The 18,881-nt window shown below is 62.9% G+C and carries 13 protein-coding genes; 10 read left to right on the top strand and 3 right to left on the bottom strand.

From position 1 onward, the window contains the following. Positions 1-59 precede the first annotated feature (59 nt). Complete coding sequence (gene betT, locus M2396_RS10265; protein WP_150571523.1) at positions 60-2,063, bottom strand: choline BCCT transporter BetT; 2,004 nt, start codon at positions 2,061-2,063, stop codon at positions 60-62. 423 nt (positions 2,064-2,486) lie between these two features. Here betT and betI point away from each other — a divergent pair, with 423 nt between their 5' ends. From betI to betA, 3 genes are all read left to right on the top strand, one after another. Then, positions 2,487-3,152: a transcriptional regulator BetI gene (betI, locus tag M2396_RS10270; RefSeq protein ID WP_101315590.1), complete on the top strand. Its 666-nt coding sequence runs from the start codon at positions 2,487-2,489 to the stop codon at positions 3,150-3,152. Between the two features lie 30 nt (positions 3,153-3,182). Next, positions 3,183-4,655, top strand: a complete 1,473-nt coding sequence (gene betB / locus M2396_RS10275) for a betaine-aldehyde dehydrogenase (RefSeq protein WP_150571524.1) — start codon at positions 3,183-3,185, stop codon at positions 4,653-4,655. Positions 4,656-4,732: 77 nt separating this feature from the next. Then, positions 4,733-6,430 (top strand): choline dehydrogenase, encoded by a 1,698-nt coding sequence (betA, locus tag M2396_RS10280; protein ID WP_101315586.1) that lies wholly within the window; start codon positions 4,733-4,735, stop codon positions 6,428-6,430. A 36-nt stretch (positions 6,431-6,466) separates the two neighbouring features. On the opposite strand, the gene M2396_RS10285 is transcribed toward betA, so the two are convergent. Next, the gene (locus tag M2396_RS10285) at positions 6,467-8,620 is read right to left on the bottom strand and encodes a dermonecrotic toxin domain-containing protein (RefSeq protein ID WP_259074586.1); all 2,154 of its coding nucleotides are present in this window, start codon (positions 8,618-8,620) and stop codon (positions 6,467-6,469) included. 160 nt (positions 8,621-8,780) lie between these two features. Between M2396_RS10285 and M2396_RS10290 the strand changes: the two genes are divergently transcribed. The 4 genes from M2396_RS10290 to trxC all read left to right on the top strand — a co-directional run bounded on the left by M2396_RS10290 (position 8,781) and on the right by trxC (position 16,037). After that, positions 8,781-10,523 carry a potassium/proton antiporter gene (locus M2396_RS10290; protein WP_101315582.1) on the top strand — a complete coding sequence of 581 codons (1,743 nt, stop codon included), beginning with the start codon at positions 8,781-8,783 and terminating at the stop codon, positions 10,521-10,523. 47 nt (positions 10,524-10,570) lie between these two features. Beyond that, the gene (gene mscK, locus M2396_RS10295) at positions 10,571-13,888 is read left to right on the top strand and encodes a mechanosensitive channel MscK (RefSeq protein ID WP_259074590.1); all 3,318 of its coding nucleotides are present in this window, start codon (positions 10,571-10,573) and stop codon (positions 13,886-13,888) included. Between the two features lie 75 nt (positions 13,889-13,963). Then, positions 13,964-15,424 (top strand): protein adenylyltransferase SelO, encoded by a 1,461-nt coding sequence (gene selO, locus M2396_RS10300; protein WP_259074592.1) that lies wholly within the window; start codon positions 13,964-13,966, stop codon positions 15,422-15,424. A gap of 178 nt (positions 15,425-15,602) precedes the next feature. After that, positions 15,603-16,037: a thioredoxin TrxC gene (trxC, locus tag M2396_RS10305; RefSeq protein ID WP_101315575.1), complete on the top strand. Its 435-nt coding sequence runs from the start codon at positions 15,603-15,605 to the stop codon at positions 16,035-16,037. Here the strand turns inward: trxC and M2396_RS10310 are convergent. Further along, positions 16,034-16,807 (bottom strand): ParA family protein, encoded by a 774-nt coding sequence (locus M2396_RS10310; protein WP_150571527.1) that lies wholly within the window; start codon positions 16,805-16,807, stop codon positions 16,034-16,036. The two genes, trxC and M2396_RS10310, sit on opposite strands and share 4 nt — an antisense overlap. A 316-nt stretch (positions 16,808-17,123) precedes the next feature. Here M2396_RS10310 and M2396_RS10315 point away from each other — a divergent pair, with 316 nt between their 5' ends. The 3 genes from M2396_RS10315 to M2396_RS10325 are packed head-to-tail and all read left to right on the top strand — an operon-like array spanning position 17,124 to position 18,878. Beyond that, positions 17,124-17,843 carry a beta-ketoacyl synthase chain length factor gene (locus tag M2396_RS10315; RefSeq protein WP_256585649.1) on the top strand — a complete coding sequence of 240 codons (720 nt, stop codon included), beginning with the start codon at positions 17,124-17,126 and terminating at the stop codon, positions 17,841-17,843. Continuing rightward, positions 17,819-18,631, top strand: coding sequence for a 1-acyl-sn-glycerol-3-phosphate acyltransferase (locus tag M2396_RS10320; RefSeq protein WP_259074597.1), 813 nt, complete (start codon positions 17,819-17,821; stop codon positions 18,629-18,631). Before M2396_RS10315 ends, M2396_RS10320 begins: the two co-directional genes overlap by 25 nt. Continuing rightward, positions 18,606-18,878 (top strand): phosphopantetheine-binding protein, encoded by a 273-nt coding sequence (locus tag M2396_RS10325; RefSeq protein WP_101315568.1) that lies wholly within the window; start codon positions 18,606-18,608, stop codon positions 18,876-18,878. The genes M2396_RS10320 and M2396_RS10325 overlap by 26 nt, the downstream gene beginning before the upstream one ends. Positions 18,879-18,881 lie beyond the last annotated feature (3 nt).

An 18,881-nucleotide genomic window follows, 5' to 3' on the forward strand; every position in this document is an offset into this window, starting at 1 on the left:
AACGAAACAGGCCCTGTCCAATGGACAAGGCCTGTTTCAAGCAAAGCTGCGCACGTGTCCTAGCTGTACACGCGCCCCAGCACCTGGCGATGGCTCTCGAACTGATCAAGCACGTCGCGAACGATCTGCTCCGGCAAGAAGCCCATCAGGTCGTACTCCTGACTACCATCGTGCAGATAGACCTCGGCGCGATAATAGCGTTGGCGCACATCGGCCTCGCCTTGCACCTGTGCCTCGTTGGGCGCCGCCAGGTAGCCGTCCAGGCTGACCTCGTAGACGAACGGGTTGCCCTCTTCCATCATCACCCGCAGGCCCATCATATTGCGCGACTGGCCTAAGCGGGTCTCGACCTCGAAACCCTGCGCCTGCAGCTGCGCTGCGGCGTCCTTGAGGGCCGGACTGACGTGTTTGTCCATGAAGCGCTGAACCACCGCCTGGGTCGGCTGCAACTCCATCGCACTGAGCCGCTCGCTGAAACCGCGACGGCCGCGCGCGGCCAGCTCGGCCCGCTCCTGCTCCAGTTGCGCGTCCTGCTTCATGGCCTTGTACAAGCCGAACATGAACAGCACCAGCACCACCGAGAACGGCAGCCCTGCGAGCACGACCATGGTCTGCATGGCGGCGAAGTTGCCGGCCAGCAGCAGGCCAATGGTTACCAGGGTGATTACCACCGACCAGAACACCACCATCCAGTGCGGCGCGTCCTCGTCGACCTGGCCGCCCTTGCACGACAGGTTGGCCATCATCACCGCGCCGGAGTCGGCCGGGGTGAGGAACAGCACGAAGCCGACGAACACCGCCACCCCGATGACGATCTTGGCTGCCGGGAAGTATTCCAGCAGTTGGTAGATCGACATCGATGGCTGCTCAAGCGCCGTCTTGCCCAGCTCCACCGCACCATGGTTCATCACCAGGTCCAGTGCGGTGTTGCCGAAGATCGACAGCCAGGCCAGGGTAAAGCCCAGCGGGATCAGCAGCACCCCGGCAACCAGCTCGCGCACGGTGCGGCCCTTGGAGATACGGGCGATGAACATGCCCACGAACGGCCCCCAGGAAATCCACCAGGCCCAGTAGAACACGGTCCACAGGCCCAACCAGCGCTCGGACTTGCCCGCTTCGTTCTCGTACACATACAAGTCGAAGGTCTTCAGCACGATGCCGTTGAGGTAGTCGCCGGTGTTCTGCACAAAGCCGTTGAGCAGGTGCAGGGTATCGCCGGCCAGCAAAACGAAGATCAGCAGGCCGCTGAACAGCACGATATTCAAGTTGGACAGGCGGCGGATGCCGTTTTCCACACCCGATACCGCGGCCACCGTCGCCACCGTCGCCATGACCAGAATGACGATCAGCAGGTTAGTGTTGCTGTGCGTCATGCCGAACAGGTACTCGAGCCCCGAGGCAACCTGCATCGAGCCGATACCGAGGTTGGTCACCAGCCCCAGCAGGGTCACGAACATGCCGAAAATGTCCACCGCATGGCCGGCGCTGCCCTTGACCCAGCGCTCGCCCATCAACGGGTACAGCGCCGAACGCAAGGCCAGCGGCTGGTTGTGCCGATAGGCGAAGTAGCCGACTGCCAGGCCAACCAGGGCATAGATCGCCCAGCCGTGCAGGCCCCAGTGCAGGAAGGTCAGCTGCAGGCCCTGGCGCGCCGCTTCTGCGCTGGCCGAGGTGCCTTCGGGCGGGTTGAAGTAATGATCCAGCGGCTCGGACGCACCGAAGTACAGCAGCGAGATACCGATGCCCGACGAGAACAGCATGCCGGCCCAGGCACCGTAGCTGAAGTCCGGTTGGTCATCCTTGCCGCCCAGTTTGAGCTTGCCGAAGCTGGAGAAGGCCAGAACGATGACGAACACCAGGTAGCCGCCAATCACCAGCATGTAATACCAGCCGAAGCTGCGCGTCAGCCAGGTCTGGGCGACGTTGAGCACTTCACCGGCGGTGTCGGGTACAGCGATAAGCAAGGCAGTCAGAACAAGGATCAGCAGCGCAGAGGTGATGAACACCACGTTGTTGACCCGGACCCTCTCGGCGGGGGGTTTGGTTAGGGAGGCAGAACTCATTGCACGAATGCTCCGGGCAGTGCTGGGGTGGAGGCTAATCAGTCAATCCCGTGCAATTGGTCAATTAATGCCACTGCGACAGGTGTTATAAAAGCACTCAGGAAAACCGTGATCCCGTAGCGAAACGATGCACAACTACAGAGCCAAGCCCCGCTCCGAGGGCCCTGCGCGCAGTCTCGCGACCGCTCGGCAGATTCTGTATCGCGCAGCGCCCATGCCCGTCAACGCCTTGTATTCCGGGGGTTGCACGTTTTTCTGGGGTGCCAATCGATGCCTTTTCGACAGCCTTAAACAACTGTCAATGGCACAAATTGTCGCAGAGCTTATTCTTTATTGATTGAACGTTCAATCAAAACAAAATAGACTGGCCTTCGCCGAGGCAGCCGCTTGTCGTCTGCCCGCAGGCCTGAGGAGATTTGCCAGATGCCCAAGGTCGGTATGCAACCCATTCGCCGTCAGCAGTTGATCGAAGCCACCCTGCAGGCGGTCGATCAGGTCGGTCTGGGAGATGCCAGCATTGCGCTGATCGCCCGTTTGGCTGGAGTGTCGAACGGCATCATCAGTCACTACTTTCAGGACAAGAACGGCCTGATCGCAGCGACCATGCGCCACCTCATGAATGCGTTGAGCGAAGGCACCGTCGCCCGTCGACTAGCCCTCACCGACGACAGCCCGCGGGCGCACCTGAGAGTCATCGTCGAGGGCAACTTCGACGCCAGCCAGGTCAGCGGCCCGGCAATGAAAACCTGGTTGGCCTTCTGGGCCGCCAGCATGCACCAGCCGTCCTTGCACAGGTTGCAGCGGATCAACGATCACCGCCTTTATTCCAACCTGTGCTGCCAGTTTCGCCGCGTCCTGCCGCTCTACCATGCGCGCAAGGCCGCCCGTGGCCTGGCAGCCTTGATCGACGGCCTGTGGTTGCGTGGCGCGCTCTCGGGCGACGCGTTCGATACCGAGCAGGCAATTCGGATTGCCTACGAATACATGGATTTACAACTGGCTAAGCAGCACGCCCTGGATACAACGCCCCAGGCGGCTGAACGATCGCACGCAGCGACTGCCTCACTAGCAGGAGCGCAACGCGGCTAGCCAATCACACACTGCACTTGCGAGGATTCTATGGCCCGTTTCGGAACGCAAAAACTCTACATCGATGGTGGTTATGTCGACGCTGGCAGCGATGCCACCTTCGAAGCCATCAACCCGGCGACCGGCGAAGTCCTCGCCCACGTCCAGCGCGCCACTGCCGCTGACGTCGAACGTGCCGTCGAGAGCGCCGAACGTGGCCAGAAAGTCTGGGCCGCGATGACTGCCATGCAGCGTTCGCGCATCCTGCGTCGTGCCGTTGACATCCTGCGCGAGCGCAACGATGAGCTGGCCATGCTGGAAACCCTCGACACCGGCAAGTCCTACTCGGAAACCCGTTACGTCGACATCGTCACCGGCGCCGACGTGCTCGAGTACTACGCGGGCCTGGTCCCGGCCATCGAAGGCGAGCAGATCCCGCTGCGCGAAAGCTCGTTCGTCTACACCCGCCGCGAACCGCTGGGCGTGACCGCCGGTATCGGGGCGTGGAACTACCCGATCCAGATCGCCCTGTGGAAATCGGCGCCAGCCCTGGCGGCCGGCAACGCGATGATCTTCAAGCCGTCGGAAGTTACCTCGCTGACCACCCTGAAACTGGCCGAGATCTACACCGAAGCCGGCCTGCCGAATGGCGTGTTCAACGTCCTCACCGGCAGCGGCCGTGAAGTCGGCACCTTGCTGACCGAGCACCCGCGCATCGAAAAAGTATCGTTCACCGGCGGCACCACCACCGGCAAGAAAGTCATGGCCAGCGCCTCGAGCTCGTCGCTCAAGGAAGTCACCATGGAACTGGGCGGCAAGTCGCCGCTGATCATCTGCGCCGATGCCGACCTCGACAAGGCCGCCGACATCGCCATGATGGCCAACTTCTACAGCTCCGGCCAGGTCTGCACCAACGGCACCCGGGTATTCATCCCGGCGTCGATGAAAGCCGCCTTCGAAGCCAAGATCGCCGAGCGCGTTGCGCGCATCCGCATTGGCAACCCGGAAGACGAGAACACCAACTTCGGCCCGCTGGTCAGCTTCCAGCACATGGAAAGCGTGCTCGGCTACATCGCCAAAGGTAAGGAAGAAGGCGCCCGCGTCCTCTGCGGCGGCGAGCGTCTGAGCGAAGGCGACCTGGCCAAGGGTGCCTTCGTTGCGCCGACCGTGTTCACCGACTGCAGCGACGACATGACCATCGTCAAGGAAGAGATCTTCGGCCCGGTCATGAGCATCCTCAGCTACGAGACCGAAGAAGAAGTCATCCGCCGCGCCAACGATACCGAATACGGTCTGGCTGCCGGCGTCTGCACCAACGACATCAGCCGCGCCCACCGCATCATTCACCAGCTTGAAGCCGGCATCTGCTGGATCAACGCCTGGGGCGAGTCGCCGGCAGAAATGCCGGTCGGTGGTTACAAGCAATCCGGTGTCGGCCGCGAAAACGGCGTCAGCTCGCTGGCCCAGTACACCCGCATCAAGTCGGTTCAGGTCGAGCTCGGAGGCTACACCTCGGTGTTCTAAGCACCCTGTGTAGTTAGGCCCGCGCCTTATGGCGCGGGCGCTTTGCTCCCTGACACCGCCACAACGAGGGTACTTGCATGTCCCAACAGTTCGATTACATCATCGTCGGTGCCGGCTCGGCCGGTAACACCATCGCCACCCGCCTGACCGAAGACGCCAACGTCAGCGTGCTGCTGCTCGAAGCTGGCGGCCCTGACTATCGCTTCGACTTCCGCACCCAGATGCCGGCCGCGCTGGCCTTCCCGCTGCAGGGCCGTCGCTACAACTGGGCCTACGAAACCGATCCAGAGCCGCACATGGACGGCCGTCGCATGGAATGTGGCCGTGGCAAAGGCCTGGGTGGCTCGTCGCTGATCAACGGCATGTGCTACATCCGCGGCAACGCCATGGACTTCGATGGCTGGGCCAAGCTGCCAGGCCTGGAAGACTGGACCTACCTCGACTGCCTGCCGTACTTCAAAAAGGCCGAAACCCGCGATATCGGCCCCAACGATTATCACGGCGGTGACGGCCCGGTCAGCGTTGCCACGCCCAAAGCCGGCAACAACCCACTGTTCCACGCCATGGTCGAAGCCGGCGTACAGGCTGGTTACCCGCGCACTGAAGACCTCAACGGCTACCAGCAGGAAGGCTTCGGCCCGATGGACCGTTCGGTGACCAAGAACGGCCGTCGCTCGAGCACCGCGCGCGGCTACCTGGACCAGGCCAAGAAGCGCCCGAACCTGACCATCGTCACCCATGCCCTGAGTGACCGGATCCTGTTCGAAGGCAAACGCGCTGTCGGCGTGACCTACCTGGTCGGCGACAGTGAAGAGCGCATGGAAGCCCGTGCGCGCAAGGAAGTCATCGTCAGCTCCGGCGCGATTGCTTCGCCGCAACTGCTGCAACGCTCCGGCGTCGGCCCGCGTGCACTGCTCGAAAGCCTCGACGTGCCCGTGGTACACGACCTGCCAGGCGTTGGTGAAAACCTGCAGGATCACCTTGAACTGTACCTGCAGTACGCCTGCACCCAGCCAGTCTCGCTGTACCCATCGCTGCTGTGGTGGAACCAGCCGGCCATCGGTGCCGAATGGCTGTTCAACGGCACCGGTATCGGCGCCAGCAACCAGTTCGAGGCGGGCGGCTTCATTCGCTCCCGGCCTGAATTCGAGTGGCCGAACATCCAGTACCACTTCCTGCCGGTGGCGATCAATTACAACGGCTCGAATGGCGTCAAGGAACACGGTTTCCAGGCGCACATGGGCTCGATGCGCTCGCCTAGCCGCGGCCGTATTCAGCTCAAGTCCAAGGATCCGCGCCAGCATCCGAGCATTCTCTTCAACTACATGGCGACTGAACAGGACTGGCAGGAATTCCGCGACGGTATCCGTTTGACCCGCGAGATCATGGCCCAGCCTGCGCTGGACCAGTACCGCGGCCGCGAAATCAGCCCGGGCGCCCACGTGCAAACCGATGAAGAGCTCGACAAGTTCATCCGCGAGCATGCCGAAACCGCATTCCACCCGTCCTGCTCGTGCAAGATGGGCACCGACGAGATGGCCGTGGTCGACGATCAGGGCCGTGTGCATGGCATGCAAGGGCTGCGGGTGGTCGATGCGTCGATCATGCCGATCATCATCACCGGCAACCTCAATGCCACCACGATCATGATCGCCGAGAAAATCTCCGACAAGATCCGTGGCCGCCAGCCGCTGCCGCGCAGCACCGCCAAGTACTACGTGGCCAACGGCGCGCCGGTCAAAGGCAAGCCGATGCGGGAAGTGAAGCAGCCGTAACTCAGGCCAAATGGGGTCGCTTTGCGGCCCCAATCGTTACGTCGGCAGCGGAAAGAACCGCCGCATCAATGAATCATCTCCGCCTGCCCCCAACCGCAGCGCCAGCACCTCCCGATCAAACACCTCGCCACTACTCAGATCATGCACCAGGCCTCCTTGCAGAGGCTGCGCCAGCGCCCTCAGGCGCACCTCGATAAAGCGATACCGCGCATTGTCGACGGCGGTGATGCGCGTGACCTCGACATAGCGCCCAGGTAGCATCAACGACTCAGCCTCATCAGGTCTGCTGGAAAACGCCGCGACCGGTGTCGCCCGCACATGCTCGCCTGGTTCCAGCACATATACCACCGCGCCATCATCGAAGGCTGACCTGCCGAATATCTGCACCTCAGGGCTGTTGAACACCTCCCAAAGCACGTAGGGATTCTCGGTGAACGAGGTGAACTCGGTACTCACCAGTACATCTCCCACCGCGACCTGACCACTGCGAAAAGCCGCAGTACCGGTGCTGCGAATACTTGAAGCAGCGCGATACAAGGTGACCGGGCTGTGCTGACCAATCTGCTCGAGTGCCTCGCCCAGGGCATGGCTACGGTCGATACAGACCGCCAGCCGATCGTCCAGTGGTAGCCCGCGCCACAGGTTGTTGTAGCGCTGCGGCGCATGGCTGTACTCGGCTATCGCCGGCGCGCCATAGCCGAGTTCATCGCGATAGACCGCGTAAGGCTCACTGAACGCATCCAGATACCACCCGCGCTCATCAACCTGGCCGGCGTCGGCCCACGGCACCCGCGCCAGCGCCATTTGCTGACGGGCCAGAGCTTGATCGGAACGGAGCAATAGCGCGTCAGCGGCGGGCTGCATGAATTCTTCCCAGCTGTCGTCGGCAATCGCCAGCGGCGCCTCGAGCGTGCGCGGCGGTTGTAACCGACCTGGAGCAAACAGCTCGGTGGAGCGCATCAGTGCGCTGTCCAGGAGGATGAACAGGATATCCAGCAACACCGCCCACCAGACAGCTGCGCGCCACTCGCGCTTACCATTGACGGCCTGGTCCACATGCAGCGCGAGGCAACCGACACCTATGCCCAACGATGTCAGGGCCACTGGCCAACCCGCAATGCTCATGGGCGCCAGGATCAATGCCGCAGTTTGCAGCCCGGACAGCCAGCGCTGCCTGCGTAACTGAGCGTTGGTAGTAAGGCGCTCATCGGCATCACTGGCCAGGGTAACCAACGCCTGATCACGCAGGCGCACGAACACATCTCCGCGCAGCGGCTGGCTGCTGATCAGCAGCGTATGATCGGGCTGCGCCAGCAAGTCCAGGTACTTTTGCAGACGCGGACGCAGCGACTGGCTCAGCAAGTCACTGCCGACAAAATCGCTCATCAACCGCTCCTGCCCCTGCGCTGTTGCCGCTTGCTCGACCAGCCACGCCTCAAGCGTCTGCTCATCGTTGAGCAGCACCATGCCGGCATGCTCGCCTGCCAGATACAGGCAGCGTTTGCCACTGGGCAACGTACGCAGCAGCAGGGTTCGCGCCGCAACCCCGCCCAGACTCAGGCGAGCCCAACCGCTGAGGTGGTTGTCGCCATACGACAGGCGCAGAGCCTTGCGGGTCGCTGGCAACTGCGAGCGGACCAGCGAGGCCGCGAGTATTTCGTGCCGCTCATCGTTGCTCAGTGCAGCCTGGCCGAGTACAGCCAGAAACCGCGAGCGGGCTAACAGGCAGAAGTCCTCGCCGCGCTCGGCTCGAAACTGCGCCAAACGCTTGCGGTAGGTTGCCGCAAAGTCCATCGCCCAACACTGCTCCAGCACGCTCTGGGCCACCAGACGCAGCTCGTTGCGCTCATCGAAAACGGTATGGCTGGCGTCCACTCGATAGAAGCCGCCGTACACCGACAACTGGTCGATATTGGCCTGTTGCGCCGGGCTGAAGCGCTGGATCATCAGCTCGGTCAGGCTCATCGAGCGCCGCGGTGGGCCGCCGTGGCAAAAACCGGTGAAGGTCCGCGGGCTGCTGCTGGCGCTGTCGAACTCATGCCAGAACACCTGATCAGGGTCGAGCCAGTGACCGAGCTGACGGCGCAGCACATGGCCGGCGGCCTGACGGGCCAGCCCATGCAGGTCAGGGAACTGGCCCAGATAACGGCGGGCAATGTCCGCCAGAGGCATATCGTCGGGGTGGATCATGCGCGGTGGCCTGTGCAAATGGGAGCCCGCACTTCAACCTGGATGCCGCATCAATATGCGGTAACGCTTTACAGCCCGCGAGCGCCTCGGGTTAGAATCAGTTGGCACGCAACCTGCGTAACAGCGCCGCCTGTCCCCCCGTTTCTCCGGAGTACCGCCCTTGGATGCAAGCACCATCAACAGCCTGTTCCTGATCGGCGCATTGCTGGTGGGTGCAAGTATTCTGGTCAGCTCGCTGTCATCGCGCCTGGGCATTCCGATTCTGGTCATCATTCTGGCGGTCGGCATGGTGGCCGGCGTCGACGGCGGCGGGATCATTTTCAACAACTACCCGACTGCCTACCTGGTGGGCAACCTGGCGCTGGCGGTAATCCTCCTCGACGGCGGCCTGCGCACACGGGTGGCGAGCTTTCGCGTAGCGCTGTGGCCGGCGCTGTCGCTGGCCACGGTCGGGGTATTGATCACCACGGCGCTGACCGGCATGGTCGCAGCCTGGCTGTTCGATCTGAGCCTGATCCAGGGCCTGTTGATCGGCGCCATCGTCGGCTCGACCGACGCTGCGGCGGTGTTCTCGCTGCTCGGTGGCAAAGGCCTCAACGAGCGGGTCACCGCCACGCTCGAGATCGAATCGGGCAGCAACGACCCGATGGCGGTATTCCTCACCGTAACCCTGATCGACATGATCGCCAGCGGCCAGACCGGCCTGCACTGGAGCCTGCTCACTCACCTGCTGCGAGAGTTCGGTATCGGCGGCCTGCTGGGTTTGGGCGGCGGCTGGCTGATGCTGCAGATGGTCAACCGCATCAACCTCGCCAGCGGCCTCTACCCGATTCTGGTAGTGGCTGGCGGGCTGGTGGTGTTTTCGCTGACCAACGCCCTGCACGGCAGCGGCTTCCTCGCGGTTTATCTGTGCGGCCTGGTGCTCGGCAACCGGCCGATCCGCAGCCGCCACGGTATTTTGCACATGCTCGACGGCATGGCCTGGCTGGCGCAGATCGGCATGTTCCTGGTGCTCGGGCTGCTGGTCACGCCACATGACCTGCTGCCGATTGCAGTGCCGGCCCTGGGCCTGGCGCTGTGGATGATCCTGGTGGCGCGGCCGCTGTCGGTGTTCGCCGCGCTGCTGCCATTTAAGGCCTTCCATGACCGCGAAAAGGGCTTCATTGCCTGGGTCGGTTTGCGCGGCGCGGTACCGATCATTCTGGCCGTGTTCCCGCTGATGGCGGGGCTGCCGCAAGCGCAGCTGTTCTTCAACCTGGCCTTCTTCATCGTGTTGATCTCGCTGCTGGTGCAGGGCACCAGCCTGCCGTGGATGGCCAAGCTGCTCAAAGTCACGGTACCGCCAGACCCGGCACCGATCTCGCGCTCGGCGCTGGAGGTACACATCACCAGCGAGTGGGAGATGTTCGTCTACCGCCTCGGCGCAGAAAAGTGGTGCATCGGCGCCGCCCTGCGCGAGCTGAAGATGCCTGAAGGCACGCGGATTGCCGCGCTGTTTCGCGGCGAGCAGCTGCTGCACCCATCCGGCAGTACCGTGCTCGAAGTGGACGACATGCTCTGCGTGATCGGCCACGAGCATAACCTGCCGGCGCTGGGCAAGCTGTTCAGCCAGGCGCCACAACGTGGCCTGGACCTGCGCTTCTTTGGCGATTTCGTTCTCGAAGGCGATGCCGAACTGGGCCAGGTAGCAGCACTTTATGGCCTGCAACTGGACGGTTTGAACGCCGATATGGCGCTGGCGCAGTTCATCCGACAAAAGGTCGGAGGCGCTCCAGTAGTAGGCGATCAGATCGAATGGCACGGCACAATCTGGACGGTCGCAGTAATGGACGGGAACAAGATCGACAAAGTCGGCGTCAAATTCCCCGAAGGAACTCGCCCCGGCCCGGGCTTGTTCCTGTAGCCCTCGACTTGCCTCGTATCACACGAACCCCTGACAAGACTCTGCTTATGTCCCTGCGCGTGCACCTTCGCGCAGCCCTGCTCGGGCTGTGCCTGTCCCTCTCTTTCGGCGCCACCGCTGCCGAGGCCCCGACCACTGCCAGCGTGCAGAACAGCCTCGACAAGATCGCCGAGCGCAAGCTGCCCGAGGCTGACCAGAAGAGCCTGCAGCAAGTGCTCGAGCAGACCCTGAGCCTGCTCGCCAGCCAGCAGGACAGCGCGGCCAAGCTCAAGGCGCTGAAGCAGCAGTTGGCCGACGCGCCGCGCTTGACCAGCGAGGCCCAACGCGAGCTGGCCAAGCTCAAGGCGAGCACACCGGCTCCCGTCACCCAGCGCTATGCCAACCTGAGCGTGCCGCAACTCGAGCAACTGCTCAGCGAGCGCAGCACGCTGCAAGGCGAGCTGCAAAAGGCGCTGGCCGATGCCAACAGCCTGATGATCAGTTCGCAGACCCGCCCGGAACGGGCGCAAGCGCAGATCAGCAACAACCAGACGCGCATCCAGCAGATCAACAGCAGCCTCAAGTCCGGCAAGGACGCTGGCAAGGCCCTCTCCGCCGACCAACGCAATCAGCTCGCCGCCGAGCTCGCCTCGCTCAACGCGCAAACCCTGCTGCGCCGCCAGGAACTGGCCGGCAACGGCCTGCTGCAGGACCTGGGCAGCGCTCAGCACGACCTGCTGGTCGAGCGCACCGCGCGCCTGGAGCAGGAAATCCAGCAACTGCAGACGCTGATCAACGACAAACGCCTTGCGCAGTCGCAGCAAGCGGTGACCCAGCAATCGCTGGAAGCGCAGAAGTCCGGCGGCAGTGTCCTGCTGGCCAATGAGAGCGCCGCCAACCTCAAGCTCTCCGACTACCTGCTCAAGAGTACCGACCGGCTCAACGAGCTGACCCAGCAGAACCTCAAGACCAAAACTCAGCTCGACAGCCTGACCCAGGCCGATCAGGTGCTTGATGAACAGATCGACGTGCTCAAGGGCAGCCTGTTGCTGTCCAAGATCCTCTACAAGCAAAAACAGAGCCTGCCGCATTTGAAGCTCGACCGCGACCTGGCCGACCAGATCGCCGATATCCGCCTGTATCAGTTCGAGGTCAACCAGCAGCGCGAGCAGATGAGCAGCCCCGTCAGCTACGTCGATGGCGTGCTCGCCAGCCAGCCTGCCGAGGACGTCACGCCCGAACTGCGCAAGGCACTGTTGGAAGTGGCCATCACCCGCAGCGACCTGCTCGAACGGCTCAACCGTGAGCTTTCGGCATTGCTCAACGAATCGATCACCCTGCAGCTGAACCAGAAGCAGCTGGTCAGCACCGCTCAGGGGTTGCGCACCACCCTGGAAGAGCAGATGTTCTGGATCCCCAGCAACAAGCCGCTGGACTGGGAATGGCTGAGCAGCGTGCCCGGGCGCCTGATCGATCAGGTGGCCAACCTGCCGTGGGGTTCGGGCGTCAAGGAAGTGCTGCAAGGCCTCAGCCTGCGGCCATTGCTGTTCCTGCCGCTATTGCTGCTGATAGGAGTGCTGCAGTGGCGCCGGCGCTACTTGTATCAGCGCTTGAGCAAGGTGCATCAGGACATCGGCCACTTCAAACGCGACAGCCAGTGGCACACGCCGCAGGCGCTGCTGATCAACGTGCTGCTGGCGATGCCGCTGAGCCTGGCCCTGGCCTTGTGCGCGTATATCCTCCAGGTCGATGCACGCGGGCAGAATGCCAACCTGAGTGCTGCCTTGTGGCAGCTGGCTCAGGCCTGGCTGGTGTTCTACACCGCCTACCGGATTCTCGCGCCGGGCGGCGTGGCCGAGGTGCATTTCCGCTGGCACAAGCCGCAGGTGCAGTTCCTGCGTGGCTGGGTGCGGCGTCTGGGTACCGTGGTGCTGGCGCTGGTCGGGGTGGTCGCCGTGGCCGAACACCAGCCGTCGGCGCTGGCCAGTGACGTGCTTGGCATCGGCGTCGTACTGACCTGCTATGCCTTGATGGCCTGGTTGCTCAGCCGCCTGCTGTTGAGTAGCCCGGCGCACCGCGACACGTCACTGTTTCGCAAGATCGTCGGGGTGGCCTTCACGGCGCTGCCGATGGCGTTGTTCGTGGCCGTGTGCTTCGGCTACTACTACACCGCCCTGAAACTAACCGACCGTTTGATCTACACCTTGTACCTGCTGCTGTTCTGGCTGGTGATCGAGGCAGCGTTCGTACGCGGCCTGTCGGTTGCCGCGCGGCGCCTGGCCTATCAGCGCGCGCTGAGCAAGCGCCAGGCAAGCAAGGAAGGGCTCGACGGCGAGGTGATCGTCGAAGAGCCGACCCTGGACATCGAACAGGTCAACCAGCAATCGCTGCGCCTGATCCGCCTGGCCCTGCTCGGCGGCTTCATCGGTGGCCTGTACTGGGTCTGGGCAGACCTGCTTTCGGTGTTCGCCTACCTCAACAACTTCACCCTTTACGAGTACACCAGCGGTACCGGCGCCGCCGCCAGCATGGTGCCGATCAGCCTGGGCGACCTGCTCGGCGCACTGGTGATCATCGGCATCACCTTCGCCCTGGCCGGCAACCTGCCGGGCCTGCTCGAAGTGCTGGTGCTGTCACGCCTGAACCTGGCGCAGGGCAGCGCCTATGCCACCACCACACTGTTGTCCTACGTGATTGCCGGGGTCGGTTTCGTCAGTACCTTGTCGACCCTGGGCGTCAGCTGGGACAAGCTGCAATGGCTGGTGGCTGCACTGTCGCTGGGGATTGGCTTTGGCATGCAGGAAATCTTCGCCAACTTCATCTCCGGGATCATGATCCTGTTCGAGCGCCCGGTGCGTATCGGCGACACCATCACCATCGGCAACCTGTCCGGCACGGTGAGCAAGATCCGCATCCGCGCCACCACCATCACCGACTTCGACCGCAAGGACATCATCGTCCCCAACAAGACCTTCATCACCGGCCAGTTGATCAACTGGTCGCTGACCGACACGGTCACCCGGGTCACGCTGAAACTGGGCATCGACTACGGCTCGGACCTGGACCTGGTACGTGAACTGCTGCTCAAGGGCGCACATGACAACCCGCGCGTGCTGAAAGACCCAGAACCGCTGGTGTACTTCCTCAACTTCGGCGAGAGCTCGCTGGATCACGAGTTGCGCATGCACGTGCGCGACCTCGGCGACCGCAACCCGACCCTGGACGAGATCAACCGCTACATCAGCCGCGAGTTCAAGGCCCACGACATCAAGATCTCGGTGCGCCAGGTCGAAGTGTTCCTGATGGACACCCAGGGCCACAAACAGAAGCTGATCGCCGTTGAAGGTGGCGACGGGACAAAACCCGAAGGCACTCAACCGTTCTGACTGGACTCAAACCGGCATGCACCGCACACTCGCGGCGAGGGCCTGGCCCTCGTCCGCCATGCCAGGAGCCGGCCCGTGAAAGCCCTAGACCAACTGACCTTCGACAATCGCTTCGCCCGCCTCGGCGATGCCTTCTCCACTCAGGTACTGCCTGACCCGATCACCGAGCCGCGGGTGGTAGTGGCCAGCGAGTCGGCGATGGCCCTGCTCGATCTCGACCCGGCGCAGGCAGCGCTGCCGCTGTTTGCCGAGCTGTTCAGCGGCCACCAGTCCTGGCAAGACGCCGACCCACGGGCGATGGTCTACTCCGGGCACCAGTTCGGCGGCTATACGCCGCGTCTGGGCGATGGCCGCGGATTGCTGCTGGGCGAAGTAGTCAACGATGCCGGCGAGCACTGGGACCTGCACCTCAAGGGTGCCGGGCAAACGCCTTATTCGCGTATGGGTGATGGCCGCGCCGTGCTGCGCTCGTCTATCCGCGAGTTCCTCGGTTCCGAAGCCCTGCACGCCTTGGGCATCCCCAGCAGCCGCGCGCTGTGCGTGATCGGCTCGAGCACGCCGGTGTGGCGTGAGACCCAGGAGAGCGCGGCAATGATCCTGCGCCTGGCACAGAGCCATATCCGTTTTGGCCACTTCGAGTATTTCTATTACACCCGCCAGCCAGAACAGCAGCAGCTGCTGATCGACCATGTGCTGGAGCAGCATTACCCTGAATGCCGCAGCGCCGAGCAACCGTACCTGGCGATGTTCCAGACCATCGTCGAGCGCAACGCCGAGTTGATCGCGCGCTGGCAGGCCTATGGCTTCTGCCATGGGGTGATGAACACCGACAACATGTCGATCCTGGGCATCACCTTCGACTTCGGCCCGTTTGCCTTCCTCGACGACTTCGACGCCAACTTCATCTGCAACCACTCTGACAATCAGGGGCGTTACAGCTACAGCAATCAGGTGCCCATCGCCCACTGGAACCTCAGCGCACTGGCCCAGGCTTTGACTCCGTTTGTCGAGGTCGAGGCACTGAAGCAGGCGCTGGGCCTGTTCCTGCCGCTGTACCAGACCCACTACCTCGACCTGATGCGCCGCCGCCTGGGCCTGACTACCGCCGAGGACGACGACCTGCAATTGGTCGAAACCCTGCTGCAACGTATGCAGAGCGGCGGCGTCGACTACACGCTGTTCTTCCGCCGGCTTGGCGATCAGCCCGCCGCAGCGGCCCTGCAGGTAGTACGCGACGATTTTGTCGATCTGGCCGGCTTCGATGCCTGGAGCGCGACCTATCTGGCCCGCTGTGAGCGCGAGCCAGCCAACGCCGAGGGCCGCCGCGAGCGTATGCATGCGGTCAACCCACTGTACGTGCTGCGCAATTACCTGGCACAGAAGGCCATCGAAGCGGCCAATGGCGGTGACTACACCGAAGTGCGCCGCCTGCATCAGGTGTTGAGCAGGCCGTTCGAAGAGCAGCCGGGCATGCAGGCCTACGCCGAGCGCCCGCCGGAGTGGGGCAAGCATCTGGAAATCAGTTGCTCGTCGTGAGTAACTTTTGAGGACGTCGGGGGGGCGCTATGCGCCCCTTTCGCGACACAAGGCCGCTCCTACAGGCACCGCGCAATACCGACGTACGCGGTCAACTGTAGGAGCGGCCTTGTGTCGCGAAAGGGCTGCAAAGCAGCCCCAGAATTTCCGGTCAGAATCGCATTCATAAGGAGTCACAATGTCCGATCCACTAGTGATCCCCTGCCCACACTGCAACGGCCTCAACCGCCTGCCGGCCGAGCGCCTGAACGACACGCCCAAATGCGGCCGCTGCAAACAGGCCGTGTTGCTGAGCCGGCCGTTCGATCTGAGCGAGGCAAACTATGCCAGCCAGATCAAAGGCGATCTGCCCTTGTTGCTGGACGTCTGGGCCGACTGGTGTGGGCCGTGCAAGTCGTTCGCGCCGATCTTCACCCAGGCAGCGGCGCAACTGAGCGGTCGCTGCCGTTTGGCCAAGCTCGATAGCGAAGCCAACCGCAATCTGGCCAGCCAACTGGGCATCCGCTCGATCCCCAGCTTGATCCTGTTCAAGAACGGTCGCGAAATCAGCCGTCAGGCTGGCGCATTTCCACTCCACTCATTACTGGAGTGGCTGCGCAGCCAGGGCGTTTAGGCGTTTTCTTCGAGCAACGCGTGCAGCTCGACGAACTGCTGGGTCAGCTTGTGCCGCGGATCCAGGTGGATCAGCGGCAGGCTGGCATGGTGCGATTCGCGCATCTTCACCGAGCTGGTCAGGTACACCGGCAACACCGGCAGGCCCTCTTCGATCAGCTCATCGAGCATCTGCTGCGGCAGGCTGGCGCGTGACTGGAATTGATTGACCACGATGCCTTCGACCAGCAGGCCTTCGTTGTGGTCGTCCCTCAACTCTTCGATCTCGGCCAGCAGGCCGTACAGCGCCTGGCGCGAGAAACTGTCGCAGTCGAAGGGGATCAGCACTCGATCAGCCGCGATCAACGCTGATACCGCATAGAAATTCAGCGCCGGCGGGGTATCGATGTAGATCCGATCGTAATCCTCGTCGAGCTCTTCGAGCAATTTGCGCAGCTTGTTGATCTTGTGCTTGGCCTCGAGCTTGGGCTGCAGGTCGGCCAACTCCGCCGTGGCGGTAACCACGTGCAGGTTGTCGAATGGGGTTTCGTAGATATCGACCTTGTTCTTCTTCGAGAACGGCCCGGTCGACAGGCTCTGCTTGAAGAAGTCGGCGATGCCCATGGGGATGTCGTCGCCGGTCAGCCCGGTCAGGTACTGGGTCGAGTTGGCCTGGGAGTCCAGGTCGATCAGCAGGGTCCGGTAGCCTTCGTTGGCGCTGACCGCTGCCAGGTTGCAGGCAATGCTCGATTTGCCCACGCCACCTTTCTGATTGAATACCACGCGCCGCATGAGAGACCTCCGTGTATCAACGAATGCCCGAGTATGTGGCGAGGCCCGTGCATTGGCCAGCGCCACTTCGCTTAAGCCGCTCAAACGGCAGCCGACATGCGGGCTGCACCGCTTGTCGGAATTTGCCTGCACCACATGTCGGCGTTGTGCAAAACGTAAATGAACTTGTCTGATGGCGATTATGTAACCAGCAATTGCTACACATCGCTGGCGCCGTGATAATGCGCGCCACTCGGCGAATATGCCAACCCTGTCAGGTCGTTGTTACGAGTCATTCCTCGGCAAGGCAGTCCTTCAGGGCGGAATAAAAAGCACCGTGATCACCTTCGATATCAGCCAATGGCGTGCCTGGGCTCCAGGCCTGGTGACGCCTGCCGACTGGCAGGCGTGGGCCCAGGGCAGCCGACACAGCTGCAGTGAAGCGGCGTCGCCAGACGTCTCGTTCCTGCCGGCCATGCAGCGCCGTCGCCTGAGCAATCTGGCGCGCATGGCCTTTGCTGTCGGCTGGCCGCTGGCTGAAGGGTACGAGGCACTGCCGCTGGTATTTGCCTCGCGTCATGGCGAAACCCCGCGCACCTTTGCCATTCTCAGTGACCTGGCTGATCAGCAACCGTTGTCGCCGACCCAGTTCAGCCTGTCGGTGCACAACGCGGTAATCGGGCTGTGGTCGATCCTGCGCGGCGAAACCAGCGAGATGACCGCCATCGCCGCCGCCGGCGATGGCCTTGAGCAGGGCCTGCTGGAGGCTGCGGCGCTGTTGGCGGAGGGCGCGCCGGCGGTGTTGCTGATCGTCTGCGAAGAACTGCCGCCGGCGGTCTACGATGCCTGGGTCGACGATGTGCCTTTCGCCTACGCCCTAGGCCTGTTGGTCACCCCGGGTCAGCAGTGGCAACTGAGCCCTGGCCCGGCAGCCACGCAGTCGTTGCCGGCCGCCCTGCCACATGCCCTGAACTGGCTGCAGGCCACACTGAACGGCGTGAATTGCTTCACTCATACTTGGAAGCGGCGGTCATGGACCTGGCAACGGCAGCCGTGAGCAAGACCCGCGATCACTACTACTGGCGCCTGCTGGCGACAGCTGCGTGCTTTTGCCTGTTTGGTCTCGGCGGCCTGTGCCTGCGCGTGCTGGTGTTTCCGTTGCTCAGCTGCCTGCCGGGCGGAGTGGTGCGTCATCGTCAACGCGCGCGCTACACCATCAGCTGGCTGTTCTGGCAGTTCGTACGGGTGATGCGGTTCAGTGGCGTGCTCACCTACCAGATCGACGGCGCCGAGCGCCTCGGCCGCCCCGGGCAGATGATCATCGCCAACCACCCCTCGCTGATCGATGTGGTGTTTCTCATCGGTCTGGTGCGTCAGGGCAATTGCGTAATCAAGCAGAGCCTGTTCGACAACCCCTTCACCCGCGGTCCGGTCAGTGAAGCGCAGTACCTGGGCAACGATGGCAGCATGGACATGCTCGACAACGCCGTGCAATGCCTGCGCGATGGCCAGCCGCTGGTGATATTCCCGGAAGGCACACGCACCCCGCCCGGCCAGGCGCCGGCCTTTCATCGCGGCGCCGCCGCGATTGCCCTGCGCGGTGCGAAGATCATCACCCCCGTAACTATCAAGGTCAGCCCGACCACCCTGACCAAGAACGAACCCTGGTACCGCATCCCTCAGCGCCGCGTGCACTTGAGCCTGAGTGTCGGCGCCGATATCGACCCACAAACGTTCGCCGCCCTCGGACCTGCGCCAAAGGCGTCGCGCGCACTCAACGATTATCTGCATCAGTACTACATCAAGGAGCTCGCCATCGATGAGCGATCCACAGCAAGACCTTAACCGTGACCTCAAGCAATTGATCATCGACGCTCTCGGCCTGGAAGACATAGCCGTGGACGACATCGACGACCAGCAACCGCTGTTTGGCGACGGCCTGGGCCTGGACTCGGTGGACGCTCTCGAGCTCGGTCTGGCGATACAGAAGCGCTATGGCATCAAGATCGACGCCGACGCCAAGGACACCCGCAACCATTTCAGCAGCGTCGCCGCACTGGCGGCGTTCGTCACTGCCCGCAACGCCGCCTGAGAA

Origin of the sequence: Pseudomonas sp. BIGb0278, assembly GCF_024809895.1 — a bacterium.
GTDB lineage: Bacteria > Pseudomonadota > Gammaproteobacteria > Pseudomonadales > Pseudomonadaceae > Aquipseudomonas > Aquipseudomonas shirazensis.